The organism is Celeribacter sp. SCSIO 80788 (assembly GCF_051054295.1).
GTDB lineage: Bacteria > Pseudomonadota > Alphaproteobacteria > Rhodobacterales > Rhodobacteraceae > Celeribacter.
The window spans coordinates 26030-52111 of the sequence record NZ_CP150483.1; the positions used below are offsets into that span (position 1 = coordinate 26030).

At 60.2% G+C, this 26082-nt stretch carries 21 protein-coding genes; 9 read left to right on the top strand and 12 right to left on the bottom strand.

Translation table 11 applies throughout. The annotated features are described in order from the left end of the window. Positions 1-24: 24 nt before the first annotated feature. The 3 genes from V1471_RS18915 to V1471_RS18925 all read right to left on the bottom strand — a co-directional run bounded on the left by V1471_RS18915 (position 25) and on the right by V1471_RS18925 (position 2847). Complete coding sequence (locus tag V1471_RS18915; RefSeq protein ID WP_434291016.1) at positions 25-1026, bottom strand: ABC transporter permease; 1002 nt, start codon at positions 1024-1026, stop codon at positions 25-27. After that, the gene (locus tag V1471_RS18920) at positions 1023-1814 is read right to left on the bottom strand and encodes an ATP-binding cassette domain-containing protein (RefSeq protein ID WP_434291017.1); all 792 of its coding nucleotides are present in this window, start codon (positions 1812-1814) and stop codon (positions 1023-1025) included. Before V1471_RS18920 ends, V1471_RS18915 begins: the two co-directional genes overlap by 4 nt. Positions 1815-1878: 64 nt before the next feature. After that, on the bottom strand, positions 1879-2847 hold the full coding sequence (locus tag V1471_RS18925) for a sugar ABC transporter substrate-binding protein (protein WP_434291018.1): 969 nt from the start codon (positions 2845-2847) through the stop codon (positions 1879-1881). 252 nt (positions 2848-3099) lie between these two features. Here V1471_RS18925 and V1471_RS18930 point away from each other — a divergent pair, with 252 nt between their 5' ends. Further along, on the top strand, positions 3100-4083 hold the full coding sequence (locus V1471_RS18930) for a LacI family DNA-binding transcriptional regulator (protein WP_434291019.1): 984 nt from the start codon (positions 3100-3102) through the stop codon (positions 4081-4083). A 107-nt stretch (positions 4084-4190) separates the two neighbouring features. On the opposite strand, the gene V1471_RS18935 is transcribed toward V1471_RS18930, so the two are convergent. Both V1471_RS18935 and V1471_RS18940 read right to left on the bottom strand, forming a co-directional pair. Then, the gene (locus V1471_RS18935; RefSeq protein ID WP_434291020.1) at positions 4191-5129 is read right to left on the bottom strand and encodes a substrate-binding domain-containing protein; all 939 of its coding nucleotides are present in this window, start codon (positions 5127-5129) and stop codon (positions 4191-4193) included. An 83-nt stretch (positions 5130-5212) separates the two neighbouring features. Beyond that, positions 5213-6415 carry a Gfo/Idh/MocA family protein gene (locus V1471_RS18940; RefSeq protein ID WP_434291021.1) on the bottom strand — a complete coding sequence of 401 codons (1203 nt, stop codon included), beginning with the start codon at positions 6413-6415 and terminating at the stop codon, positions 5213-5215. Between the two features lie 509 nt (positions 6416-6924). On the opposite strand from V1471_RS18940, the gene V1471_RS18945 reads away from it, so the two are divergent. From V1471_RS18945 to V1471_RS18960, 4 genes are all read left to right on the top strand, one after another. Continuing rightward, positions 6925-7851, top strand: a complete 927-nt coding sequence (locus V1471_RS18945) for a substrate-binding domain-containing protein (protein WP_434291023.1) — start codon at positions 6925-6927, stop codon at positions 7849-7851. Between the two features lie 110 nt (positions 7852-7961). After that, a complete protein-coding gene (locus V1471_RS18950) occupies positions 7962-9497 on the top strand; it encodes a sugar ABC transporter ATP-binding protein (RefSeq protein WP_434291025.1) in 1536 nt (511 codons plus the stop codon). Positions 9498-9537: 40 nt separating this feature from the next. Then, complete coding sequence (locus V1471_RS18955; protein WP_434291027.1) at positions 9538-10548, top strand: ABC transporter permease; 1011 nt, start codon at positions 9538-9540, stop codon at positions 10546-10548. 62 nt (positions 10549-10610) lie between these two features. Next, positions 10611-11381 (top strand): sulfite exporter TauE/SafE family protein, encoded by a 771-nt coding sequence (locus tag V1471_RS18960; protein WP_434291028.1) that lies wholly within the window; start codon positions 10611-10613, stop codon positions 11379-11381. Positions 11382-11383: 2 nt separating this feature from the next. On the opposite strand, the gene V1471_RS18965 is transcribed toward V1471_RS18960, so the two are convergent. The 7 genes from V1471_RS18965 to iolG form a co-directional block, all read right to left on the bottom strand. Beyond that, positions 11384-12256, bottom strand: a complete 873-nt coding sequence (locus V1471_RS18965; protein ID WP_434291029.1) for a MurR/RpiR family transcriptional regulator — start codon at positions 12254-12256, stop codon at positions 11384-11386. Positions 12257-12364: 108 nt separating this feature from the next. Beyond that, positions 12365-15808 carry a pyruvate carboxylase gene (locus tag V1471_RS18970; protein WP_434287943.1) on the bottom strand — a complete coding sequence of 1148 codons (3444 nt, stop codon included), beginning with the start codon at positions 15806-15808 and terminating at the stop codon, positions 12365-12367. A gap of 118 nt (positions 15809-15926) precedes the next feature. Further along, positions 15927-17051 carry a Gfo/Idh/MocA family protein gene (locus tag V1471_RS18975; RefSeq protein WP_434291031.1) on the bottom strand — a complete coding sequence of 375 codons (1125 nt, stop codon included), beginning with the start codon at positions 17049-17051 and terminating at the stop codon, positions 15927-15929. Positions 17052-17060: 9 nt separating this feature from the next. Continuing rightward, positions 17061-18032 carry a hydroxyacid dehydrogenase gene (locus tag V1471_RS18980; protein WP_434291032.1) on the bottom strand — a complete coding sequence of 324 codons (972 nt, stop codon included), beginning with the start codon at positions 18030-18032 and terminating at the stop codon, positions 17061-17063. Next, on the bottom strand, positions 18032-18847 hold the full coding sequence (locus tag V1471_RS18985; protein ID WP_434291034.1) for an HpcH/HpaI aldolase family protein: 816 nt from the start codon (positions 18845-18847) through the stop codon (positions 18032-18034). The genes V1471_RS18980 and V1471_RS18985 overlap by 1 nt, the downstream gene beginning before the upstream one ends. Positions 18848-18858: 11 nt before the next feature. Further along, positions 18859-20289, bottom strand: coding sequence for an NAD-dependent succinate-semialdehyde dehydrogenase (locus V1471_RS18990; RefSeq protein ID WP_434291035.1), 1431 nt, complete (start codon positions 20287-20289; stop codon positions 18859-18861). Positions 20290-20292: 3 nt separating this feature from the next. Then, positions 20293-21300 (bottom strand): inositol 2-dehydrogenase, encoded by a 1008-nt coding sequence (iolG, locus tag V1471_RS18995; RefSeq protein WP_434291037.1) that lies wholly within the window; start codon positions 21298-21300, stop codon positions 20293-20295. A 105-nt stretch (positions 21301-21405) separates the two neighbouring features. Here iolG and iolD point away from each other — a divergent pair, with 105 nt between their 5' ends. Genes iolD through V1471_RS19015 form a run of 4 tightly spaced genes read left to right on the top strand, consistent with a single transcriptional unit; the run spans position 21406 to position 26058 of the window. Then, the gene (iolD, locus tag V1471_RS19000) at positions 21406-23268 is read left to right on the top strand and encodes a 3D-(3,5/4)-trihydroxycyclohexane-1,2-dione acylhydrolase (decyclizing) (RefSeq protein WP_434291039.1); all 1863 of its coding nucleotides are present in this window, start codon (positions 21406-21408) and stop codon (positions 23266-23268) included. Between the two features lie 3 nt (positions 23269-23271). Further along, entirely contained in the window at positions 23272-24183 is a 912-nt protein-coding gene (iolE, locus tag V1471_RS19005) for a myo-inosose-2 dehydratase (protein ID WP_434291041.1), read from the top strand. Continuing rightward, positions 24180-24992 carry an SDR family oxidoreductase gene (locus V1471_RS19010; protein ID WP_434291043.1) on the top strand — a complete coding sequence of 271 codons (813 nt, stop codon included), beginning with the start codon at positions 24180-24182 and terminating at the stop codon, positions 24990-24992. Before iolE ends, V1471_RS19010 begins: the two co-directional genes overlap by 4 nt. 4 nt (positions 24993-24996) lie before the next feature. Continuing rightward, complete coding sequence (locus tag V1471_RS19015) at positions 24997-26058, top strand: sugar phosphate isomerase/epimerase family protein (RefSeq protein ID WP_434291045.1); 1062 nt, start codon at positions 24997-24999, stop codon at positions 26056-26058. Positions 26059-26082 lie beyond the last annotated feature (24 nt).

The window sequence follows — 26082 nt, forward strand, 5'->3', positions numbered from 1 at the left end:
GTCTCCTTTCCATGGAATTGGGCATTAGCGCGACCGTGTGGGACCGCTGCGCATCGTGTCGATATAGACGGCGGCGATCAGAACGACACCGACCACGATTTGCTGGATGAAAGGCGACATGCCCAGAATGTTGAGACCAAAGCGGATTTCAGACATGATGAGTGCACCGATGATGGCGCCCCATACGGTGCCGCGCCCCCCCATGAGGCTTCCGCCTCCGATCACCACGGCAGCAATCGCGTCAAGCTCATAGCCAAAGCCGATGCCGGGGTGAGCCGAGTTGATGCGGGACGACAGAAGGATCGAGGCCAGACCCGCCGTTGCGCCGGAGATCGCAAAAATCCCCATCCGGTAGCGCCGCACGTTGATCCCCGCACGCCGCGTCCCCTCTTCGCTGCCCCCCATGGTAAAGGCGTAGCGGCCAAGCTTCGTCTGGTAGAACACGAACAGCATGATCAGGGCAAAGCCGATGAGAATGAGAACCGGCATGGGAATGCCGATAAAGCTGCCGCCGCCGACAAACTCGAAACTTTCAGGGAACCCGTAGAGCGAGCGTCCATTGGACATGAACAAGGCAAGCCCTTGCGCGACGCCCAACATCCCCAGGGTGGCAATGAAGGACGGCAAATTGGCATAGGCCACAAGAAACCCGTTGATCCCGCCCATCAAAGTGCCCGCCGCCAGAGCCACGACAAACCCCAGCCAAAGCGGCAAGCCCGCATCAATCACCGCGATGCCCATGACCACCATGGACAGAGACATGACTGTGCCGACAGAAATGTCGATGGCCCCGCTGATGATCACCAACATGACCCCGATCGCCAAAACAGCGCGCGTCACGGACTGTAGCGCAATCAGGCTAATGTTGTTCGCGGTGATAAACCCGGAGTGCAAAAACTCCATCAGGATCATGATCGCGAGAAAGACGAATACCGTTGACAATTTGTCGATGACATTGCGGATCATGGCCTTGTTGGTCAGCTCGCCGGTGCCGATCGTCGTGATGTTTTCCAGTTTCTGGGTCATGCTGTGACCTCCGTTTTGATCGGCGGTTCTTCGATCCCGCTGACAATCATGCGCACCAATTGATCTCGATCCACCTGATCGACGGGGCGGCTGGTCACAAGGCGTCCGGTTTTCAGGATCACCACCCGGTCGGCCACACGCATCACATCGTTCATGGAGTGGCTGATCAGGACGATGGCTTCCCCCTTGTCTCGCAGGCTTTCAATCAGCGAGAGAACCTGTTCCTGTTGCGCCACGCCGAGCGCCGCGGTCGGTTCGTCCATGATGATGAGTTTGGCGGCGGAATAGACGCTTTTGGCGATTGCGATGGTCTGGCGCTGACCGCCCGATAAATCGCGCACCGTTTCATGGATATTGGAGATGTTGATCCGCAGATCACCTAAAAGGCGCTTGGTCTCTTCGGACATTTTGCGACGATCAAAGGTTTTGATCAGCCCGCCGAGATAGGATTTCTGGAGTTCACGGCCCAGAAAAATGTTGGTTGGAATATCGACATTGTCGCAGAGCGCAAGGTCTTGGTAGATGATCTCGACGCCAAGCTCCTTGGCGCGCGCGGGTGTTCCCAGCTGGACCTCTTCCCCGTCGATGGTGATCTGTCCCTCATCCGGCTCAACCGCACCAGCCAGAATTTTAACGAGAGTGGACTTGCCCGCACCATTGTCGCCCAAAAGTGCGACAACCTCGCCACGGCGCACTTCGAGATCAACCCCATCAAGGGCGGCAACCCCGCCGTAATGTTTCGAAATACCCTGCATTTTGACAATGGGGGCTTGCTCGGCAATTTGCATTGCGAACCTCACAGTATTGGATATGTGTGTGAGGGCGACCGGATCGCGGTCGCCCGAGATCGGATCAGTCGGTGATCCCGAGGATGTCGTGGCGATACGCCTCAACATTCCATTTGTGGATCAGCTCCATACCGCTATCGATCTTTTTCGGGAAATCTGCGGCAGTCTTTTCGCCTCTCGCGAGGGCGGCCAGGATTTCAACCGCGGTTTCCCCCATGCCTTTGGAGCTTTGCGACACATCGCCCGCGGCCCGATCGGCAAGGATCAGGTCGGTGCCTTCCGGGATACCATCGAAACCGATCACGATGATGTCTTGACGATCATTGCGGCGCAGCACTTCTGCGGCTCCGACGGCCATCAGGTCGGATGAGGCAAAGATCAGATCGAGATCGGGATTGGCGGACAAAATGGCTTCGGTCGCTTCTACGGCGCCCGGTGTGGTCCAATGACCGGTCACCGAAGAGACGATTTCAATATCGCCGTATTTTTCCATACCCTCATGAAAGCCTTGACGGCGATGCGCTGCGGCCTCGGACCCCGGCTCGCCTTCCAGCTGGGCGACTTTGCCCTGATAGCTCAAAAGAGAGGCCGCATAATCGGCTGCAAGACCCGCAGCTCGGACGTTGTCGGTCCCGACGAGCGTGACATAATTGGCCTCGTCCGTCTCGACCCCGCCGTCAATCAACACGACCGGGATACCCGCCGCAGCAGCGCGTTTGACGACGGGAGCAAGTCCTTTGCCGTCCAGAGCCGCAAGGGCGATACCGTCCACCTCACGCGAAATCAGCGCCTCCATCGTGGACACCTGTTCCTCGATTGCGCCATGGCCCGAAACGGAGTGGATTTCGATTTCGACGCCAAGCTCCTCGCCCTTGGCCTTCGCAAATTCTGCAACGTTGTTCATGAAGATGTCATTGATGACCGTTTTCGGCAAAACGGCGATGACAGGGGCGTCTTGCGCAAAAGCGGGTGCACCAAAGCCGAGTACAGACACGGCAGCACCAGCCAAAAGGCTGCGACGAATACTATCCATAAGTTCCTCCCAAGTTGCGTCTGATTGATTTGGTATCGGGGACGCAGACGCCATCGCCTCCCTGTTCGCGACCTTTTCGCAACGGCGCACTCCTCAATGCTACCGGTTGCAATCGCATGTGCAACCGGTAGCATGGCGGGAAAAGGTGAGTCAACATTCAAGGGAGCTCTTGCTTCATCGAATTCAAAAAACGTATTCCTTTAGATCAGTGCGATTGCGAAAGGGACGTTGATGCGATCAGACGGGAACGGAGTGACGGCAGCGGATGTGGCCAGAGAGGCGGGCGTCTCGAAATGGACCGTGATCCGCGCGTTCAAGGCTGATGCACGGATCGCGAAAGAGACGAAAGAACGCGTGCTCGCCGTCGCTCATACGCTCAACTACCGGCCTAATCTTTTGGCCCGAAGCCTCGCGACAAACCGCACGGAACAGGTGGCAATCCTGGTGGATGATTTTGAAAACCCTTACAAACTTCCAACTCTGCGGCATTTGACGGCGCGGCTGCAACAAGAGGGCATGCTGGGCGTTCTCATCAACATCAACAAAGATTTCTCACGCGAAGCTGCCCTCATGGATGCGCAACAAAGGCGTGTCGATTCCGTTGTCTTTTTCGGCGCGGCCTATGACCCGGCAACCATCAGCGATCAGATTTTGAACGCGAGCGATCAGCCGATATATATCCTTGCCCGCGAAGCCGTCAGTGCGCCACTTCCCTGTGTCTACACGGATCCCGTTCATGCGGTGGAAGCCCTTTCCGCGCATCTCTATGCCCGCGGCTATCGAAAGCCGGTTTATGTAGCTGGCCCAGAACGCTCTCAAACGGCGGTGGGGCGACGGCAGCAATACCGGAAATTCTGGAGTGCGCATGGCATTTCCACCCTTCAGGAAATTAATGCCGGTGCCTACGATCCCAAGGCCTCGAAGCTTGCGATCCATCGCTATCTGGCGGACACCCCAAAAGATCAAAGATGTGACGTCATGCTCTGTGAGAACGATATTCTCGCAATCGGTGCCATCGACACATTGCGCTATGAACTCGGCCTGAGGGTGCCCGAAGACATCGCGGTTGCGGGCTTTGACGATATTTCTCTGGCCAGTATGGATGCATTTTCCCTGACTACATATCGGCAGCCCTATGAACATATGGTGGACTTGCTCGTGGGCATGATTGTCGGGCGTACCGCTCCCAGCTCTACGGCATTGGTTGGGGACCTTATTGTGCGGACCAGCACATAGATCGTCTTCGGACAATATGTCGACCGGACGCAGTCGATCTCGGTCATTTTATATCCTTGTCTCAGGAAAGACGCAGTCGAACCGCGTCTTTCCAAGCTTGGTCTTGCTTACTCTGTGGAATAGTTTTGGATGTTGTCCGGGGTCACCAATTCGAACGGGATATAGACCGCACGATCTTCCAGGGTTTCGCCCTGCGCCATGGCGACCGCGATCTCGACGGATTTGGCGCCCTGGCCCCTGGCATCTTGAAACACCGTCAGGTCGATATCGCCCGTTTCCATCGCCGAAAGCGCGTCCGGGGTGGCATCAATACCCGCGATAACAATCGAGTCGGGATCGACGCCTGCGGATTTGATCGCCTGAGCCGCACCGATGGCCATCTCATCGTTGTTGGCAAAGATCACATCCGGTTTCATCCCCGACGACAGCCAGTTGATCACCAGATCGTTGGCTTTGGTGCGCGACCAATCCGCCACCTGCATATCTTCGATGGTGACAAAATCGCAGTCTGGCGTCTTGACGTAATCCTGCACCATCTGGGTGCGGACGCGTCCGGCCTGAATGAACAGGTCTCCGGCGAGGATCACACCTGTCGCGGGCGCGCCGCCCTTGGCATCACGAACCAGATCGCAAGCGGCGGAGGCCTGGATTGTGCCCGCATCGGTCTCCTTCGAGCCGACAAAGGCCTCGAGCGGGCCGAGGCTTTCGATATGCGGCGGCTCACGGTTCACATTGACGATCGGAATGCCCGCCTCGTTGGCGATCTTGTCCATCTGCGCGATGGCGTCGGAATCCACGGCAACGAGAATGATGGCATCGACGCCCGACGAGACGAAATTGCGCAATTGGTCCATCTGGCGGGTGATGTCGTTCTGGGCGTCTTCGAACTGAAGATGTACGCCAAGCTCAGCGGCCTTTTCCTCGATGCCGCCCCGGACGATGGTCAGGAAATTGTTATCGAATTGCGCCATGGCAACACCGATATCCTGCGCCATAGCGGTTGAGCACACGAGAGACAAAGCTGTCGCGGTCAAAAGTTTTTTCATAGGGTCTCCTCCTGTTTGGTGCGGCCTCTCCCGGACCGCATGCACCCGCGTTTGCGGGGGTTCCGTGGCATCGGGTGACGACATCAGAGCGACGGCGTCGTGGACAGGGGCGTCCAGCTCCCTCCTGCTGCATTGGATGCGATGGCGGCGTTTATGAACGCGACACCGCGTATGCCCACACTCAGATCCGGATGGGCCAAAAGCCCTTCGGGCAACTCCGCGCCGGTGCGCCGGGCGTCGATGGCGATCGCAAATTCTTCGTAAAGATTGCCCCATGCGTCCGAGAGACCTTCCGGGTGGCCTCTGGGCATATGGACGAAGCGCGCGGCCTCGCTCAGGATCCCTGCGTCATGGCCCCGCAAAAGCGTTTGCGCTGGCGCATTGAAGGGGCGCAGATGTAGGCTTTCCGGCTCTTCCTGCGACCACTCCAGCGTCGCCGCCGTTCCCGAGATGCGGATGCGCAGCCCGCAATGCGTGCCCGCGACCGCTTGGGAAACCAGCATCGTTCCGGGCACATCTCCTGCAAAGCGGCAATTGAAAAAGGCGGTGTCTTCAAGAGGTTGCTCGGCTCCCAGCGTAAAGAAATCGGCGCGCAGCTCTTCGAGGGGCAGGCCGGAGATGAATTCCGCGAGGTGATGGGCATGGGTGCCGATATCCGCCGTTGTGGCCGCGCCGCCGACCTTGTTCGGATCGCGACGCCAGGGCGAGCCGGACCATGCATTTTCGGGCGGGATCAGAGCCATTTCCTGAAAATACTCGACATGAATCTGGCGGATTTCCCCGATTTTGCCCTCTCGCACCATTTGCCGTGCCTGCCGCACCATGGCATGCGCGGCAAAAGAATAGGTCACACCGAAGAAAAGTCCGGTTTGCGCCTGAAGCGCTGCAAGCGCCTGGGCCTCTTGCAGCGTGTTGACCAGAGGTTTGTCACAGATCACGTCGATGCCGACGTTCAGAAAGGCTTGTGCCACTTCGAAATGCAGAAAGTTCGGGACGGTGATCGCGACCGCATCGATGCCATCGGCGCGGGCGGCTTCGCGTATCGCCATGTCGCGCCAGTCGTGATAGATGCGATCGGGTGCAAAGCCCCAGGCGCGGCCGGATGTTTCGGCGACCTCGGGGCGTGACGACAAGGCTCCGGCGACGACGTCCCAACGGCCCGAAAGACGCGCCCCGCGCGCATGAATCCGTCCGATAAAAGCGCCGTCGCCACCGCCGACCATGCCAAGGCGCAACTGGCGCGACTTGGGTGGAAATGGCACATATGGTTCGGTCTGGTCCTGCATCGTGGCCTCCCCTGAAGCCTCCTCAAGCCTCAGCCTTTCACGTGTCTGAAATCTTTGTCTGGCACGACGCTTTCTGAAAAAACGATTCATTGCAATAAAAATTGTTCGAAATTGATTTTGTCATTTATTTTTGCTATTCTGTCTGAGCGGGGTTGGTCAATGGATGTGTTTGCGTACCAATTGGTCCGTGCTGCATCAGGCGCTCCCGTCTGATGTTTCCCCATTTGAGCAACATTTATATCGAAATGTGATATGTTGCAATAATTGTTGCTATTGCGATTTTCTGTTGCTAAGAATCGGCATGGCAAGGGGTCAGGCACCCTGAGCCTTGGGAGGGTCGCCTCGGTCATTCGAGGCGATAAAGGGACAGAGTGGATCGCGCCATCAGCCTGAAATGGCTTGCGCCGGAAGGGTGCAAAAGGCGGCCTGATCGGGCTCCATCCCGAAATGTTAATGGGTGAAGACCCTGTGTTCGGCGAGGGAGTGCCGAACTTCTGGAGGAGAGACACATGAAGAAATTTCTAATGGCCAGCGCCATGGCAACCGTATTGGCCTCGGGCGCACATGCCGAGACCATCGGCGTGGCCATGTCCTTGTTCGACGACAATTTTCTGACCGTTCTGCGTCACAACATTCAGGACCACGCCGACGAACTTGGTGTGACGGTTCAGATGGAAGACGCGCAGGGCGACATCGCCCGCCAGCAATCCCAGATCGAGAATTTCGTGGCCGCCGGTGTGGACGGGATCATCACTATGCTGGTGGATGCGGACTCCGGGAAAGCCATGTCCAAAATCGCCGACGAAGCGGGGGTGCCGCTTGTGTTCGTGAACATGCTTCCGGCGGAAATCGACGATTTCCCGGCGAAACAGGCCTGGGTCGGGTCCAACGAAGAGCAGGCGGGAGCGCTTGAAGCCACCGAAGTGTGCCGCCTTCTCGAAGGCAAAGGCCAGGCCGTGATCCTGATGGGGCAGCTGGGCACGACCGGCCAGCGGGGGCGCACCAAAGCCACCAAAGAAGTTCTGGCCAGCGATGACTGCGCCGGCATTGAAATCATCGAGGAGCAAACCGCGAACTGGATGCGCACTCCGGCGATGGATTTGATGACCAACTGGATCTCTTCCGGCCTCAAACCGGACGCGGTGATCGCCAATAACGACGAAATGGCGCTTGGGGCCATTCAGGCGCTGAAATCGTCGGGCATTTCCATGGAGGATGTGGTCGTGTCGGGTGTCGATGCGACACAGGACGCGCTGGCCTCCATGAAGATGGGCGATCTCGATGTGACGGTCTATCAGTCGGCCAAGGGTCAGGGTCAGGGCGCGCTTGACACCGTGCTCAAGATTGCGGCCGGTGAAGCGTTCGACCAGCGCGTGGTCATCCCCTTCGAACTGGTCACGCCGGACAATCTCGGGGACTATACGACGAAGAACTGAGCCTCAGGCTTTGGTGAAAACAGCTGTCGTGGCGGATCGGTCAGGGATCAATCCGCCACATGACGCAGGCGTTGCGGAGGATGCGGGTCTGCGAGGGATGGAGGCGAGAGATGATTACCGAACGAACGAGACAGGCGATTGAACGCTATAAGTCGAAGCTCCCGGAGGAAGTGCTGGCGATCTCGGGCATCCGTAAAGAGTTTCCTGGCGTTGTGGCACTCGATGACGTTCAGTTGAGCCTGAAGCGGGGAACCGTTCATGCCCTGATGGGGGAAAACGGGGCGGGAAAATCCACGCTTATGAAAATTATTGCGGGCATCTACACGCCCGACCGCGGCACGATCCGGCTGCGCGGCGAAGAGGTCAAACTGGCCAGTCCGCTCGATGCGCTCGAACGCGGGATTGCGATGATCCATCAGGAACTCGCGCTGATGCCTTACATGACGGTGGCCGAAAACATCTGGATCCGCCGCGAACCGCGCAACGCTTTGGGGATCATCAATCACGGCAAGATGGCCGAACAGACGCAGGCGCTGTTCGATCGGCTGAACATCCGGATCGACCCGCTGTCGGAGGTCCGCTATCTGACAGTGGCGCAACGCCAGATGGTCGAGATCGCGAAAGCCGTTTCTTACGAATCCGACGTGTTGATCATGGATGAGCCGACCTCGGCGCTGACGGAAACGGAGGTCGAGCATCTTTTCGCGATCATCCGGGACCTGCGCGCGCAGGGCATCGGGATCGTCTATATCACCCACAAGATGAATGAGTTGTTCGAGATTGCCGATGAATTCTCCGTCTTCCGGGACGGCATTTATGTCGGCACCCACGCCAGTTCGGATGTGACGCGCGACGACATCATTCGCATGATGGTCGGGCGCGATGTCACCGATATGTTCCCTAAAGAGGAGGCCGTGATCGGCGCGCCGGTGCTGGAGGTCGAGAACCTCACGCTCGATGGCGTGTTTCACGACATTTCCTTTACCGTACATGAGGGCGAGATTTTCGGTCTTGCGGGGCTTGTCGGCTCCGGGCGGTCGAATGTCGCCGAGGCCATTTTCGGCGTCACCCCCGCCAGCAGCGGCACGATCCGCATCCACGGCAAGGAAGTGGCCATTCACTCGCCGCGCGATGCCATGCAAAACGGCATGGCCTTTCTGACCGAAGACCGCAAGGACACTGGATGTTTCCTGCCGCTCTCGGTCCGGGAAAACATGCAAATCGCGGCGTTCAAAGACAGCTATGTGCGTTTTGGCGTCATCGAACAGGGTGCCGTCGACGCCGTAAGCGACGAGATGAAAACGGCGTTGCGGATCAAGACGCCCAATCTCGACGAACGGATCGAAAACCTGTCGGGCGGCAATCAGCAAAAGGCGCTGATCGCACGGTGGCTGATGATCCATCCGAAAATTCTCATTCTCGACGAACCCACACGCGGCATCGACGTCGGGGCCAAAGCGGAAATTCACCGCTTGATTTCGCGCCTCGCCGGAGAGGGTGTTGCGGTGGTGATGATTTCGTCGGAGCTGCCCGAAGTGCTCGGTATGGCGGATCGCATCATGGTGATGCACGAGGGGCATTTGACGGGAATTCTGGATCGCGACGAGGCCGATCAGGTGAAAATCATGGAGTTGGCGGCGCGTTGATGTGCCTGGCACAGAACGTGACACGCAGGGAGGAAAGACTATGGTCATAGAACAAATTGAGCCGGTCGCGAAACCGCGCCGAAAATTGCCACAGGAACTGAACATTCTTTCGGTTCTTATCGGCGTCGCCCTGATCTTTGAGGTGCTGGGCTGGGTTTTGAACGGGCAGAGCTTTTTGCTGAACCCGCAACGCCTGACGATCATGATTTTGCAGGTCTCGGTTGTCGGGATCATCGCCGTGGGGGTGACCCAGGTGATCGTGACCGGCGGGATCGATCTGTCCTCCGGCTCCATTGTGGCGATGACGGCAATGATCGCCATGAGTTTTGCCCAGACCAGCGAATATTCACGGGCGATCTATCCGGCGCTGACGGATATGCCGGTCATCGTGCCGCTGTTCGTGGGGCTTGGGCTCGGTCTTTTAGCCGGTGCGATCAACGGTGCGCTGATTGCCATGACGGGCATTCCGCCCTTTATCGCCACGCTGGGCATGATGGTTGCCGCCCGCGGCATCGCGAAGTGGTACACCAAGGGCCAGCCTGTGTCTTTCCCGACCGAAAGCTTCGCCACGATCGGGGACGGTATCTGGCCGGTGGTGATTTTCCTGATCGTCGCGCTGATCTTTCATCTGGCGCTGCGCTACACGCGCTACGGTAAGTTCACCTACGCCATCGGGGCCAACCCGCAGGCCGCGCGGGTGTCGGGCATCAATGTCCAGAGCCATTTGATCAAGGTCTACGCCATCGCGGGTCTGTTGTCCGGTCTCGCCGGGATTGTGACGGCGGCACGGGCGGAGACCGCACAGGCGGGGATGGGGATGATGTACGAACTCGATGCCATCGCCGCAGCCGTGATCGGGGGCACTTCGCTTTCGGGCGGGCAGGGGCGCATTCTGGGCACGGTGATCGGGACGCTGATCCTTGGCCTGATGATGTCCGGGTTCACCTTCTTGCGCATCGACGCCTATTATCAGGAAATCGTCAAAGGCACGATCATCGTGGCCGCCGTCATCGCCGACGTCTATCGCCAGAAAAAACGCGCGAAGACCTGAGCCCCTCCTGACACAGCAACAGCCCCGCCGCATGTGGGGCTGTTTTTTGCGAAAGTGACGACATGCCCGGCCTGAGTTCGGATCCCTATCTGCTTGCTGTCAGCGTGCTGGCGGTCGTTCTCGTCGGTCTGTCCAAGGGCGGATTGGGCGGGATGTCCCTTCTGGGCGTGCCGCTTATGTCGCTTTACATGCCGCCGATGACCGCCGCAGCGGTGTTGTTGCCGATCCTGATCGTGATGGACATGGTCAGCCTGTCGGTCTGGCGCCGTCATGTCGACTGGCGTATTCTGAAGATCGTTCTGCCGGCGGCTGTCCTTGGCATCGGGATTGGATGGGGCACCGCAGAAGTGGTGACCGATGCCGAAGTGCGGCTGATCGTGGGTGTGGTGTCGCTGGCCTTCGTGGCACGCGTGCTCTGGCAAAAGTGGGGCCGTCCGGCCGCCCCGGTGACAGGGACGCTTCGGCCGATGTTGGGGCGTTTGTGCGGGATGGTCGGGGGCTTTACGAGCTTTGTCGCCCATGCCGGCGCGCCGCCGCTTCAGATATACCTCCTGCCGTTGGGGCTCGATCCCAAAACCTTCACCGGCACATGCGTTTTGTTTTTCGCGGTGACCAATGCGATCAAGCTGATCCCCTATATCGCTTTGGGTCAATTCGACGGCGCGCATCTGATGCTCTCCGCCGTACTCATGCCGATGGGGCTTGCCGCGACCTATCTCGGGGCCTGGATCGTGCGAAAGATGCGTCCGGCAATCTTTTATCCTCTGACCTATGCCTCGATTGCTCTCGTCGGCCTCAAACTTGTGCAGGATGGCATCGCTGGAATGGGATAACGTCAGCTTCCGGTGACAGTCGGAATGCGGGGTTCGGCTGTATCCTTTTGCACCCGTGCCGCCACCGCCACCGTCAAGGCCTGCGCCAGACACATGGGTGCTGCGAGTGAGCGCGAGAAGGTGTAATCGTGTTCCGGGACGGCAAACAGAACCTTTGCGGATTTGGCCAGAGGCGACAGCGTGCTGTCCGAAATCGCAACAACCGGAGCGCCGGTCTGTGCCACCGTTTCGACGATATTGACCACCTCGTTGGCATAGAAGCGAAATGAGATGGCGATCAGGACATCGTCTTTGCCGATGGTGCGGGCCATATGGGTCGACAGACCGCCACTCGCGTCCAAAAGCACACATGGCTTGCCCAGCATGGTCAGGATGTAACGCAAGAGATCGGCGACCGGCGCGGAGCGGAGCTGGCCGACAATATATACCGTGCGCGCATTTTCGATCATATCGGCCGCCTCGGACATCTGGGCGGGGTCGGTGCGTTCGAGCATATCCTCCAAAGAGGCGATGTCGCGGACCACCAATTCGCGCAGAAATCCGTATTCGCTGCGGTCCTCGCGCATGTTGAGTTCGCTGTCGAGCGCCCGACGACGCGCCTCGAAACCCGGTGCGGCCGTGGCGAGGCGTTCCTGGAAAAGATGCTGCAGATCCTTGAAGCCCTTGTAGCCAAGCGCCTGTGCGAAGCGAACAAAGCTTGAGGCATGAATGCCGCAATGCTCGCCGATCGCGTTCACGGATTGCACGGCAACCTCATTGGGATTCTGCGTGAGATAGACCGAAATCCTTTGATAGGTCCTGCTCATCTGGTCGTAGCGCTCATGGATCAGACGGATCAGATCCTCGTAATTCTCCGGCGCCTTGATGTCCTCCACCGCAATTTCCCTTTTTCTTGGTTGATAAATTCAATCCTAAAATCGAACTCTGCCTGACCTATTGTGATTTAGTTTCTCAGATCGCGCAATATTCATTGCAGCCCCCGCTCACTCGAACTCGACGAGCAAATCCTTTGCGTCGATCTGTGCGCCCGGCGTGACGTGGATCGCTTTGATCGTGCCGTCCTGATCGGCGGTGATCGAGGTTTCCATTTTCATCGCCTCGATGGTCAACAGCACATCGCCCTTCTTCACCGCCTGCCCGGACGTCACCGCCACGGTCGCCACAACCCCCGGCATCGGCGCGCCGAGATGTTTGGGGTTGCCGGCTTCGGCCTTGGGATTGGCTTTGACGGAGGCGACGGCGGAGCGGTCCTTGACCCGCACGGTGCGCGGCTGGCCGTTCAGCTCGAAGAACAGTTTCACCTCGCCCGTTTCGGTGATGTCGGAGATCGCCTGACAGCGGATCTCAAGCGTCACGCCCGGGTCGATGGTGGCGGAAATCTCCTCGCCCTCCTGCATGCCGTAGAAGAAGTTCTTCGTCGGCAGCACCCGCACCGGCCCGTATTGCTCGTGGCGGGTGACGTAATCGGTGAAGACTTTCGGATACATCAGGTAGCCGTTGAAATCCTCGTCGTCGAAGTCTTCGTCGGGGAATTTCGCGGCCAGTTCGGCGCGGAGTTCGTCGAAATGCGCGGGCGCAAGATGCAGGCCGGGGCGTTCGAGATTGGGTTTCTCCTTGCCCAGCACCTTCTTGACGATGCTGTCCGGGAAGCCGCCCGGCGGCTGGCCGAGATTGCCGCGCATCATGTCGATGACGCTGTCCGGGAAGGCCACATCGCTTTTCGGGTCTTCGACCTGCGCGCGCGTCAGCCCCTGGGACACCATCATCAGCGCCATGTCGCCCACAACTTTGGACGAGGGCGTCACTTTGACGATATCGCCGAACATCATGTTCACATCGGCATAGCTCTGCGCCACCTCATGCCAGCGCTCCTCGAGGCCCAGCGAGCGGGCCTGCGCCTTGAGGTTGGTGAACTGACCGCCGGGCATTTCATGCAGGTAGACCTCAGAGGCCGGGGCCTGAAGACCACTCTCGAACGCCTTGTACTGGCCGCGCACGGCCTCCCAATAGTTCGACATCTCGCGGATCGCCGCAATGTCGAGCCCGGTGTCGCGTTCGGTGAAGCGCGTGGCCTCGACGATGGAGCCCAAACAGGCCTGCGAGGTGCCGCCCGAGAAGGCGTCCATCGCCGCATCCACCGCATCGACGCCCGCGTCGGCGGCGGCGAGGATGGTGGCGGCGGCGGCGCCCGAGGTGTCATGGGTGTGGAAATGGATCGGCAGGCCGACCTCTTCCTTGAGCGCGGTGATGAGCTGGCGCGCCTGCGCCGGTTTCAACAGCCCCGCCATGTCCTTGAGCCCAAGAACATGCGCGCCCGCGGCCTTCAGCTCCTGACCCATTTTGACGTAATATTTGAGATCGTATTTCGAGCGTGCCGGATCGAAGAGGTCGCCGGTATAGCAGATCGTGCCTTCGCAGAGCTTGCCGCTCTCAATGACCGCATCCATCGCGACGCGCATGTTTTCGACCCAGTTGAGACTGTCGAAGACGCGGAACACATCGACGCCGGTCACGGCGGCCTGACGCACGAATTCCTGCACCACATTGTCGGGGTAGTTGGTATAGCCGACGCCATTCGAGGCGCGCAGCAGCATCTGCGTCATCACATTGGGCATGCGCTCGCGAATGTCGCGCAGACGTTGCCACGGGCATTCCTGCAAGAAGCGGTAGGCCACATCGAAGGTCGCGCCGCCCCAGCATTCGACGGAGAACAGCTCCGACAGGTTCGCGGCATAGGCGGGGGCCGCGTTGATCATGTCGATCGAACGCATCCGGGTGGCGAGCAGGGATTGATGCCCGTCGCGCATGGTGGTGTCGGTGATCAGGAGCTTTTTCTGCGCCAGCATCCAGTCGGCCACCGCCTCGGCGCCCTGCTCCTCAAGCAATTGCCGCGTGCCCATCGGCGGGGTGTCCGCCTTGAGCGCAGGCACCACGGGTTTGCGCGCATCGGCTGCGGGTTTGGCGCGGCCAAGGGTTTCCGGATGGCCGTTCACCGTGATCTCGGCGAGATAGGTCAGGATTTTCGTCGCCCGGTCGCGGCGCTGTTTGAAATCGAACAGCTCCGGCGTCGTGTCGATGAATTTCGTGGTGTATTCGTTCGACAGGAACGTTGGGTGTTTCAGGAGGTTTTCGACGAAGGCGATGTTGGTCTGAACGCCGCGGATGCGGAATTCGCGCAGCGCCCGGTCCATCCGCGCAATCGCGGCCTCGGGCGTGCGCGCCCAGGCTGTCACCTTGGTCAGCAAACTGTCGTAATAGCGGGTGATCACAGCGCCCGAATAGGCCGTGCCGCCGTCCAAGCGGATGCCCATGCCGGTCGCGGAACGATAGGTGGTGATCCGGCCATAATCGGGGATGAAATTGTTCGTCGGGTCCTCGGTCGTCACCCGGCACTGAAGCGCATGGCCGTCGAGTTTGACGTCATACTGGCTGGCCACACCGGTGGCCTCCATGAGGCTCTTGCCCTCGGCGATCAGGATTTGCGCCCGGACGATGTCGATGCCGGTGACTTCCTCGGTCACCGTATGCTCCACCTGCACGCGGGGGTTCACCTCGATGAAGTAGAACTTGCCGCTCTCCATATCCATCAGGAACTCGACGGTTCCGGCGCATTCGTAATTCACATGTTCGCAGATGCGTTTGCCGAGATGGCACAGCTCTTCGCGCTGCGCAGGCGAGAGATAGGGAGCAGGGGCGCGCTCGACCACCTTTTGGTTGCGGCGCTGGACCGAACAATCGCGCTCATAGAGGTGATAGATATGGCCGTGCTGGTCGCCAAGAATCTGAACTTCGACGTGGCGGGCCTTGATGATCATCTTTTCCAGATAACCTTCGCCATTGCCAAAAGCGGCTTCGGCCTCGCGGCGGCCCTCCTTGACCTTCTCCTCAAGCTCCTCGGCGTTCATGATCGGACGCATCCCGCGCCCGCCACCGCCCCAGGAGGCCTTGAGCATCAGCGGGAAGCCGATCTCGGCGGCCTCTTTGCGGATCGCATCGAAATCCTCGCCCAGAACCTCGGTCGCCGGAATGACCGGCACGCCCGCCGCAATGGCGACCTTGCGCGCCGAGGCCTTGTCGCCCAGCTCGCGCATGGTTTTGGCCTTGGGGCCGATGAAGGTGATGCCCGCTGCGGTGCAGGCATCGACGAAATCGGGGTTCTCGGACAACAGCCCATAGCCCGGATGGATCGCATCGGCGCCCGAAAGCTTCGCCACCCGGATGATCTCCGGGATCGAGAGATAGGCCGCCACCGGCCCCAGACCTTCGCCGATCTTATAGGCCTCATCCGCCTTGAACCGGTGCAAGGAGAGCTTGTCCTCTTCGGCATAGATGGCAACCGTGCGCTTGCCCAGCTCGTTCGCAGCACGCATCACGCGGATCGCAATCTCTCCACGGTTCGCGATCAGAACTTTTTGAAATTCGGCCATTTTGGGAGTCTCCTTTCCAGTGACGCCCGGGGGCATGTCCTGCGGGCGTCTGCGAGAATCTCTACATTCTTATAAGGGGCTCAGTTTTGAAGGGCCCGATGGGGATCGGCTGTCAATTTCAACTGGGGACGGACTTCCAGCACCGGTCCTTGGAAGAGGCCTGAATCGTTTCGACCAGCCGCTGAATGCGCAGACCGTCGCGGAAACCGAAAGGTTCCGCCCGAAGCCCCGCGATGGCCTCCAGATAGCCCGCCACCTCGATCGCTTTCAGATCGTTGAAGCCAAGCTGATGCCCCGGTGCCACACAGAAGCGGACATAGGGATCGTGATCGGGTCCGGCCTCGATGCGACGGAAACCGCGCCGACCGACGGCATCCTCCGTGCTGTAGAAATGCAATTCGTTGAACCGCTCCTGACTAAAGCTCAACGCACCTTTGGTGCCGTAGACTTCGAAGTCATGCTGCATCTTGCGGCCTGTCGCGATCCAGTTGCCCTCGATGGAGCCTTGCGCCCCATTGGCGAATCGCACGAACGCGCGTCCGACATCGTCGACCTGAACCGCGCGGGTGCCACCCTGCGCATCGGGGCGGGTCGGGATCATCGTGATGCAATCGCCCAGAACCTCTGTGATCGGGCCGAGCAGATATTCCGCCGTGGCGAGGGCATGGCTGCCGATATCGGCCAGCGCGCCACCGCCCGCCGGGTCGTGACGGAAGGAAAACGGCGACGAGGCATCGGCCATGTAATCTTCGCAATGAAGGCCACGGTAGCCGCGAATTTCGCCAAGCTCGCCTTCGGCGATCATGGTTTTGGCGAGTTTGAGCATCGGATTGCAGAGGTAGTTGAAGCCGACCTGTGTTTTCACCCCGGCCGCTTCTGCCGCAATCGCCATGTCTTCGGCGTCAGACGCCAGCGGGGCCAGCGGTTTTTCGCAATAGACGTGTTTGCCCGCCGCAATCGCGGCAAGCGCCATTTCTTTGTGAAGGGCATTCGGCGCGGTGATGTCGATGACGTCGATCTCGGGGCTGTTCACAAGGTCGCGCCAATCGGTTGTTGCATGCGCAAAACCGAAATCATGCGCCGCTTTGCGCGCGGCCTCTTCGCTGATATCGGCGACGGTGTGCAATTCGATCTCATAGGGCAAATCGAACACTTTGGGCGCTGAGGCAAAGCCGAATACATGGGTTTTCCCCATGAACCCCGTGCCGATCAAGCCAATTCTGAGTTTCGGTTTATTGTTCATGTTCCGTCCTTACTGCGCGATCTGCGCGGAATTCACCACCAGAGCGGGCTCGATTGTACCATCGAGATAGTTCAACGCATTTTCGATGGAGGCAATCGCCATCCGCTCACCGCATTCGTTTGTCAGCCCCGCAATATGCGGCGACAAAATCACCTGATCCATGCCGAAGAGCGGCGAGTTCGCCCCCGGCGGCTCGTCGTCGAAGACGTCCAGGCCCGCCGCACCGACCCGCCCGCTGGCCAGCGCTTCGGCCAGAGCGGTTTCACACACGACCCCGCCGCGCGCCGTATTGGAGAGGATGACACCCGGTTTCATCGCCGCAAATTCCGCGGCACCGATGATGGGCGTCGCCCCCTTCGGGATATGCACCGAAATGCAATCCGCCCAGGCCAGTCCCTCGTGCAGATCGGACACCGGGGACACGGGGCCGTCCGGCCAGCCGGATTTTTCCAGATAGGGGTCATAGGCCCGTACATCCATCTGAAACCCGGAGGCCATACGTGCCAGATGCCGACCGATGCGGCCATAGCCGAGGATCAAAAGACGCTTGCCCGTGATTTCCTGTTGTTCGAGCGCATTGCGCCAATTCCACTCCGCAGGCACGCGCACCGCGCGATCTGCCCGCAGCACCCGTTTCGCGGCGGCAAGGATTTGCATCATCGCATGTTCTGCGACGGAGACGGAATTGACGTCGCCCACGATGGTCAGCGCCACGCCCCGTTGATTGAGCGCCGCGACATCGACCGAGTCGTAGCCGACACCATGACGCGACACCACCTTGAGGGCAGGGGCCTTGGCGATGGTCTCCGCTGAGAGCGGCTGTGTGCGGATGACAAGCGCATCGGCTTTGTGGATCAACCCGGCATAAGATGGCTCGGAGACCTCTTCGACATATTCCACGCTCACACCGCGCGCGGGCAGGCTGCGCAACAGCGCCTCGCCCGCGGGGTGCAGTTTTCCTGCAACGAGAAGATGCGGCATCAATAACCTCCTGCATCCGGGGTGGCACTGTGTGTCAGGCCGCTTTCCACAGCATCGCGCCACTGGCGCACGGAGCTGGCTGCGGCTCCGGCCAAAAGGCGCGAGTCGCCCGAAACCGTGGTCAGGTTGAAGCCCCAACCGATGGCTTTGGCCGCATATTCAGGCGTTCCGCAGTGCAGGCAGGCAAAGATGCCGTTCTTCGCACAGACCGATTGGATTTTGCGGATCAGCGCGATCATCTCCGGTTCTTCGCGGTCGAACCCCGGCGGGAGGCGGCCCTCCTGCGTGCCGATGGTCAGATCTGCCGGGCCGATGTAGATGCCGTCGAGCCCCGGCGTGGCGGCGATCTCTTCGAGATTGTCCACACCGTTCTGGGTTTCGATCATCGCCAGAGCCAGAACTTCCTCATTGGCCGCAAGCCCGTATCCGTCATAGGCGATCGTCGCACGGGTCGGTCCGAAGCTGCGCTGGCCGAACGGCGGATAACGCATGTAGGACACGAATTCGGCGGCTTCCTCGGCGGAGTTGATCATCGGACAAATGATGCCCTGCGCCCCGGCATCGAGCGCCTTCATGATGATGCCCGGTTCCCGCCACGGCACGCGGGCCATGGGCGTGACACCGGAGGCCCGCATCGCCTGAAACATCGGCAGGACGGAGGTATAATCCAGCGCGCCGTGCTGGATGTCGATGCTGACGCTGTCATAGCCCTGCGCGGCCATGATCTCTGCCGTGAACGGATTGCCGATCGACAGCCAGCCGTTGATGGCGGGGCGTCCTGCGGCGAGGTGTTTCTTGAGCTTGTTCTCGAACATGTCGCCTCTCCTTAAAACACGATCTGGGTGAGCTTGGTGTCGAGGTAATCCTCAAGCCCTTCGGTCCCGCCTTCGCGGCCCATGCCCGAATAATTCGTTCCGCCAAAGGGAACCTCGGAGGCGGCGAGGGCGAAGCTGTTGATCCCGACCATGCCGGCTTTGAGCGTGGCTGCGGTTTTGCGGGCCAGATCGGGCGAGCGGGTAAAGGCATAGGCCGCCAGCCCCATCTCCGAGGCGTTGGCGCGGGTCAGTGCTTCATCCACGGTGTCGAACCGGGTGATGGCGGCAATCGGTCCGAAGTTTTCCTCCCTGAACACCCGCATGTCATCGGTCACGCCGCTCAGCACGGTCGGCTCGTAGAAATGGCCGGTGTTGTGAGACGCCGCCCGCTGGCCGCCGGTTTCGAGCGTCGCGCCGGATTTGAGGGCGTCCTGCACGATGCCGTCGATCTCGGAGAGGCGTCCGCCATTGATCAGCGGCCCCATCCCCGTGGCGGGGTCCAGCCCGTCGCCGACAACGATTTGGCGGGTCCGTTCGACAAACCCCGCCAGAAACGCGTCATGCAGGCTGTCGTGTACAAAGATACGATCGGGCGTCACGCAGACCTGACCGCAATTGCCGAATTTTGTGGCGACGGTCAGATCGAGCGCCGTCTCCAGATCCGCATCCTCGTAAATGATCAAGGGCGCGTTGCCGCCCAGTTCCATCGAGACCTTTTTCACGGTGTCCGCCGCATCGCGGATCATTTGCTGTCCGATGCGTGTCGAGCCGGTGAGCGACACTTTGCGCACACGCGGATCGGCCATGATCGGTGCATATGTGTCTGCGGTCGCGCCGACGACGAGGTTCACCGCCCCGTCGGGCCATCCCGCCGCACGCAGGCAATCGACCATCACCATCGCGACGCCGGGTGTCTGGGACGAGGGGCGCAACACGACAGGGCAGCCCGCCGCGAGTGCCGGCGCAAGTTTGCGGGCGGGCAGGGCGGCGGGGAAATTCCAGGCGGTAAAGGCCCCGACGATGCCGACGGGTTCGCGTGTCACCTCGAACCGACCTCCGGGCACGCGGCTTTGCACCACACGGCCATAGATGCGCCGGGCCTCCTCGGCGTACCAGCGGAACTGATCGCAGGCGAGCCCCCATTCGCGGGCCGATTGTGCCAGTGGCTTGCCGGTCTCGGTCGAAATCATCTGCGCGGCTTCATCGGTGCGCGCATACATCTCATCGGCGGCCTTGTGCAACGCGTCGGCGCGCCCGAAGCCCCCCATGTCGTTCAGCCGTGGCAGGGCGCGGGCGGCGGCATCGAGCGCGTCTTTGGTGTCTGCGACAGAGGCCGCAGGCACGGTCCCGACCGATTTTTCCGTCACGGGGGACATGACCTCCAGCGCCTGCGCCGCGCCGCGCCATGCCCCATCAATGAACAATCCGAAGTTCTCATACATGACTTAACCCAATTCGCTTGTGTGAACCGTACGGCCTTCGGCCACGGAGAGGACGGCGGCTTCGGCCAGCAAGAGGGCCTGACGCCCGTCTTCGAAACCGACCTCCGGGCGCTGACCGTTTTCAACCGCATCGACAAAGGCGTCGATTTCTGCGGCAAAGGCCGCGTCATAGCGGTCGATGAAGAAATTCTGCAACGCCGCGCCCTGGCCAGTGTAATCGGCGGCAGAGAGTTGCATGTTGTTGAGGCGGCAATTGTCGGACAGGGCCATGCCGGCGTCCCCAAACGCTTCGACCCGTTGGTCATAGCCGTAGACGGCGCGGCGCGAATTGGTGATCACCGCCTGTTTCCCGCTGGCGGTTTTCAACGTGACGGTGATGGTGTCGTAATCGTCATATTTCGCCATCATCTCCGGCGCGACAAAGCGGGACCCCATGGCCGTGACTTCGGTAATGTCCTCGTCCAGCACGAACCGCGCCATGTCGAAATCATGGATCGTCATGTCGCGAAAGATGCCGCCCGACTCCGCGATATAGCTTTCGGGGGCCAGATCGGGGTCACGCGAGGTGATCGCGACCTGATGCAGCGTGCCGATGCGCCCCGCCCGGACCGCATCGCGCAGGGCGCGGTGTCCGGCATCGAAACGTCGCACGAATCCCAGCATGATCGGCACATCCGTGCCTGCGATGGCCTTCGCACAGGCCTCGACGCGGGCCAGCGAGAGGTCGATGGGTTTCTCGCACAGGACTGGTTTTCTGGCCGCGACGGCCTGTTCGATGAAATCGGAATGAGTGGGTGTTGAGGTCGCGATCAACACGGCATCGACCGCGTCAGACGCGAAAACCGCCTCGGCGCTGGCAAAGCGGTTTGCACCGAGTTTTTCGGCAAGCTCTGCAGCGGCTGGCTCAAAGACGTCATAGACACCCGCAAGCTCTGCGCGCGGGTGCCGAGCGATGTTTTCGGCGTGCATTCGACCAATACGGCCGCAGCCGAGAACGGCAATTTTTAGCATGATTGTTCCTCCCTTGGATTTGTTGCAATAATCGTTGCAAAATATTTTTAATGTCAATATGCATTTCGCAGCGACTTTCAAAACACATCCGCAGGAGGAGGCGAGATGACCCAGAAAACCGTCCGCTTGACCATGGCGCAGGCCGTCGTGCGTTATCTATGCAATCAGTTCACCGAAGTTGACGGAGCGCGCGTTCCGCTGTTCGCGGGCGTCTTTGGCATCTTCGGCCACGGCAATGTCACATGCTTTGCCGAAGCGCTGGAACGCGTGCAGGATCAATTGCCGACCTGGCGCGGGCAAAACGAACAATCCATGGCGCTGGCGGCGATCGGCTATGCCAAAGCAAAGCAGCGCCGTCAGCTTATGATCGCAACGAGTTCGGTCGGCCCGGGGGCCACGAATATGATCACCGCCGCGGGTGTGGCCCATGCCAACCGCCTGCCGGTTCTGATCATTTCGGGGGACACCTACACCAACCGTCTTCCCGATCCGGTCTTGCAGCAGGTCGAACATTACGGCGATCCGACCATCACCGTGAATGACGGGTTCAAGCCGGTGTCGCGCTATTGGGACCGCATCACCCACCCGGCGCAGATCATCCAATCTCTGCCGCAAGCGCTTGCAACCATGTTGGACCCGGCGGATTGCGGCCCGGCCTTTATCGGTCTGCCGCAAGACATTCAGGAAATCGCCTACGACTATCCCGAGGTGTTCTTTACCGAGCGCACCTGGACCATCCCGCGCCCGCGCCCGTCCCTCGATCAAATCGACGCGGCAGTCGCACTTTTGAAAACCGCGACAGCTCCTTTGATCATTGCGGGCGGTGGCGTGCGGTATTCAGGGGCCAATGAGGCGCTGATGAACTTTGCGACGGAGCGGGGCATTCCGGTGGCGGAAACCATCGCGGGCAAGGGTACGACGGTGCATGGCCATCCGTCTTTCGTCGGCACGCTCGGGATCGAGGGCACGGATGCGGCCATGAAACTGGCCGAGACCGCCGATGTGGTGATTGCGGTCGGCACGCGTCTCGGGGATTTCGCGACCGGCTCCTGGACCACCTTCGCGCAGGACACGAAATTCATCAACATCAACGCGGCGCGATACGATGCGGGCAAGCATATGTCCCTGCCGGTTGTCGGCGATGCGCTGGCGGTGCTGGTCGATCTCGACGCGGCCATGGGGGATTGGCAGGCGCCGCCCGCGCGGATGCAACAGGCGCAGGCGCTCTATGCAGAGTGGAACGAGATGCTCGATGCACTTCAGACTCCGACGAACGCAGAGGTGCCGACCTATTCTCAGGTGATCGGCATCGTGAACGAGGTCGCCGGAGACATGGATACCGTCGTGACGGCGGCCGGGGGATTGCCGGGGGAAACCGTGAAGAACTGGCGGACCAAAGGCGTGAATACCTTCGATTGCGAATTTGGGTTTTCCTGCATGGGCTATGAAATCGCAGGCGCATGGGGCACGGCCATGGCGATACAGGACATCGGCGGCACGCCGATCGTTCTGGTGGGCGACGGCTCTTATATGATGATGAACTCGGACATCTATTCCTCTGTCCTGTCCGGCCACAAGATGATTGTCGTGGTCTGTGACAATGGCGGCTTCGGGGTGATCAACCGCTTGCAAACCAATATGGGCGGGGCGGGTTTCAACAACCTGCTCAAAGACAGCCGCGTGTTGAACAAGAACAACCCGCTGCATGTCGATTTCGTCAAACACGCCGAATCCATGGGGGCGCTCGCGCGTCATTGCGAGGGGATCGCCGATCTCAAACCCGCGCTGGAATGGGCGAAATCCAACGACCGGACGACGATCATCAGCATCGCCTCGGATGCCCATGCCTGGACCCCCGGAGGACCGGGCTGGTACGTCGGCGCGCCCGAAGTCTCGCCGCGCGAGACCGTCATGGAGAAACGCGCGGAACAAGAAGCATTCCGAAAGACGCAACGGCGGGGAGTTTAAGACATGTTGAAAGCCAAACTGGGCATCGCGCCGATTGCGTGGTGGAATGACGATCTTGAAGAATTGTCGGACGATGTAAGCCTCGAAGAATGCCTGCGGCAGGCGTCGGTGGCGGGGTTCACCGGCATGGAAACCGGACGTCGCTTTCCGATGAACATGGCCGAACTCGGTCCCGTCCTCGCGCGCTACGGCATGTCCGTGTGTGGTGGGTGGTTCTCGGGGCTGTTGCTGGATGGCGATATCGAGGTCGAAAAGGACCGTATCGCCGAACAACTTGAGTTTTTCAAAGCCGCCGGAGCGCCCTGTATCGTCTATGGCGAAACCGCGCGCTCGATTCAGGGGGTTAAATCGGCCCCTCTGGCGACCAAGCCGAAACTCGACGCGGCCGAGATCGAGAGCTATGGGCGCAAAATCTCGGATTTTGCCGAGTGGTGCGCCAGGGAAGGCATGCCGCTCAGCTATCACCATCACATGGCGGCCGCGATTGAAACGGAAGAGGAGCTCGACCACTTTATGGCACAGTCCTCCGTACCGCTTCTGTTCGATGCGGGCCACATGGCATTTGCCGGTGGGGATGTGCTGCGCGTCATCGAAAACCATCACGCCCGGATCAGCCACGTTCACACCAAGGATGTGCGTCTGGAGGTGATCGACGCGCTCGACCGCAGCAGAGAAAGCTTTCTCGACGCGGTGGTGAAAGGGGCGTTCACCGTTCCCGGTGACGGCAGCCTCGATTTCGAGGCGATCGTGAAAGCCCTTGCGGGTCATGGTTACGAAGGGTGGTTCGTTGTCGAAGCGGAACAGGACCCGAAAGTGTCCCCGCCGCTTGAAATGGCCCAAAAGGGCCACCGGGAGCTGCTGCGCGTCATGGCGGCGGCAGGGTATGACGTTGTGACTTCGGAGGATCTCGCATGAACAGTCTCAAAGGTAAAATCGCCATCATCACAGGCGGCACGCAGGGCCTTGGCGCGGCGATTGCCCGCTGTTTTGCCGAGGCCGGGGCCGCCGGTCTCGTGATCGTCGGGCGCGGTCTGGACAAAGGTCAGGCCGTCGCCGCCGCCATCACCAAAGACACCGGTGTGCCGGTGGAGATGCATGCCGCGGATCTCGCGGATGCTGACGCCGTGCGCGGGATCGTTCCGGCCACGGTGGCCCGTTTCGGGCGCGTCGATTGTGTGGTGAACGCCGCCGGTCTGACGGATCGCGGCAATATCCTCAACGCCTCGACCGCGCTGTTCGACAGAATGATGGCGGTCAACACCCGTGCGCCGTTCATCCTGATTCAGGATGCGGCCAAGGTGATGATCCGCGAGGGGATCGAGGGGCGCATCGTCAATATCGGCTCGATGTCTGGCCTGACCGGGCAACCCTTCCTGTGTCCCTATGCCGTCTCCAAAGGCGCTTTGGCGACATTGACACGCAACGCGAGCTTTGCCCTGATGCGCAACCGGATTCACGTCAACCAACTCGATATCGGCTGGATGAATTCGGATCACGAACGCGCGCTGGTGCTGTCGGAAACGGGCGATCCCGATTTCATCGACCGGGCGGCGGCAGCCAAACCTTTTGGCCGCATTCTCGACCCGAAAGAAGTGGCGCGCGCCGTGCTGTGGATGGCCTCTGAGGATGCCGGCATGATGACGGGCGCGGTCATCCCCTTCGATCAGTCCGTCTACGGCGGCTATGACGATGCGCCTGTGCCCGGCGCAGCGCTGGAGGCGTAAGGCGATGCAAACACTCAAAGGACCCGCGGTCTTTCTGGCGCAATTCGCCGCCGACGATGCGCCTTATGACAGCTTGCCCAGCCTCGCGACATGGGCCGCTGCCAAGGGATTCAAAGGGGTCCAGATCCCGACCTGGGACACCCGTTTGATCGATATGAAACTGGCGGCAGAGAGCGAGACCTATGTCGATGAGATCAAAGGCATCCTGTCGGACAGCGGCCTGATCCTGACCGAACTCGCCTCGCATATCACCGGCCAACTCATCGCCGTACACCCCGCGCACGACCAGATCATGGACAGTTTTGCGCCGGAGCATGTACGCGGCAACCCTGCGGCGCGGCGCGCCTGGGCGGAGGAGCAACTGCGCTTTGCCGCCCGCGCATCGCAGCGCTTCGGGATCACCACGCACACCACCTTTAGCGGGTCTTTGGCCTGGCCCTATCTCTATCCTTATCCGCAATGGCCCGAGGGGCTTGTGGACGAGGCCTTTACCGAACTTGCCGCGCGCTGGACGCCGATCCTGAACGATTTCGATGCGCATGGGCTGGATGCCTGTTTCGAAATTCACCCTGTCGAAGACATTCACGACGGTCACAGCTGGGAGTATTTTCTCGACAAGCTCGGTGGACACCCGCGGGCCAATATCATGTACGACCCGAGCCATTTCGTGCTTCAGGCGCTCGATTATCTGGCCTTCATCGACCACTATCACGACCGTATCAAGGCCTTCCACGTCAAGGACGCCGAATTCCGCCCCGATGGCAAATCGGGTGCCTATGGCGGGTTCATGCCATGGTCGAAACGCGCAGGTCGGTTCCGCTCGCCGGGTGACGGTCAGGTCGATTTCGGTGCGATCTTTACCAACCTGTCGACCTATGGGTTCGAAGGCTGGGCGACGCTGGAATGGGAATGTTTCATCAAGAACCCCGAAGACGGCGCGCGCGAGGGCGCGCAGTTCATTGCAGATCACATCATCCGCGTGTCCGACCGCGCGTTCGATGATTTCGTAAAATCTGGCGCAGACCGCGCCGCGAACCGGGCCATGCTCGGATTGGAGGACCTATGAGTGACTATCAGACCCCGTTGCGCC

Coding starts and splice junctions, on each gene's coding strand:
- V1471_RS18915 (WP_434291016.1), bottom strand. CDS start 1,026: ATGACCCAGAAACTGGAAAACATCACGACGATCGGCACCGGCGAGCTG.
- V1471_RS18920 (WP_434291017.1), bottom strand. CDS start 1,814: ATGCAAATTGCCGAGCAAGCCCCCATTGTCAAAATGCAGGGTATTTCG.
- V1471_RS18925 (WP_434291018.1), bottom strand. CDS start 2,847: ATGGATAGTATTCGTCGCAGCCTTTTGGCTGGTGCTGCCGTGTCTGTA.
- V1471_RS18935 (WP_434291020.1), bottom strand. CDS start 5,129: ATGAAAAAACTTTTGACCGCGACAGCTTTGTCTCTCGTGTGCTCAACC.
- V1471_RS18940 (WP_434291021.1), bottom strand. CDS start 6,415: ATGCAGGACCAGACCGAACCATATGTGCCATTTCCACCCAAGTCGCGC.
- V1471_RS18945 (WP_434291023.1), top strand. CDS start 6,925: ATGAAGAAATTTCTAATGGCCAGCGCCATGGCAACCGTATTGGCCTCG.
- V1471_RS18950 (WP_434291025.1), top strand. CDS start 7,962: ATGATTACCGAACGAACGAGACAGGCGATTGAACGCTATAAGTCGAAG.
- V1471_RS18955 (WP_434291027.1), top strand. CDS start 9,538: ATGGTCATAGAACAAATTGAGCCGGTCGCGAAACCGCGCCGAAAATTG.
- V1471_RS18960 (WP_434291028.1), top strand. CDS start 10,611: ATGCCCGGCCTGAGTTCGGATCCCTATCTGCTTGCTGTCAGCGTGCTG.
- V1471_RS18970 (WP_434287943.1), bottom strand. CDS start 15,808: ATGGCCGAATTTCAAAAAGTTCTGATCGCGAACCGTGGAGAGATTGCG.
- V1471_RS18975 (WP_434291031.1), bottom strand. CDS start 17,051: ATGAACAATAAACCGAAACTCAGAATTGGCTTGATCGGCACGGGGTTC.
- V1471_RS18980 (WP_434291032.1), bottom strand. CDS start 18,032: ATGCCGCATCTTCTCGTTGCAGGAAAACTGCACCCCGCGGGCGAGGCG.
- V1471_RS18985 (WP_434291034.1), bottom strand. CDS start 18,847: ATGTTCGAGAACAAGCTCAAGAAACACCTCGCCGCAGGACGCCCCGCC.
- V1471_RS18990 (WP_434291035.1), bottom strand. CDS start 20,289: ATGTATGAGAACTTCGGATTGTTCATTGATGGGGCATGGCGCGGCGCG.
- iolG (WP_434291037.1), bottom strand. CDS start 21,300: ATGCTAAAAATTGCCGTTCTCGGCTGCGGCCGTATTGGTCGAATGCAC.
- iolD (WP_434291039.1), top strand. CDS start 21,406: ATGACCCAGAAAACCGTCCGCTTGACCATGGCGCAGGCCGTCGTGCGT.
- iolE (WP_434291041.1), top strand. CDS start 23,272: ATGTTGAAAGCCAAACTGGGCATCGCGCCGATTGCGTGGTGGAATGAC.
- V1471_RS19010 (WP_434291043.1), top strand. CDS start 24,180: ATGAACAGTCTCAAAGGTAAAATCGCCATCATCACAGGCGGCACGCAG.
- V1471_RS19015 (WP_434291045.1), top strand. CDS start 24,997: ATGCAAACACTCAAAGGACCCGCGGTCTTTCTGGCGCAATTCGCCGCC.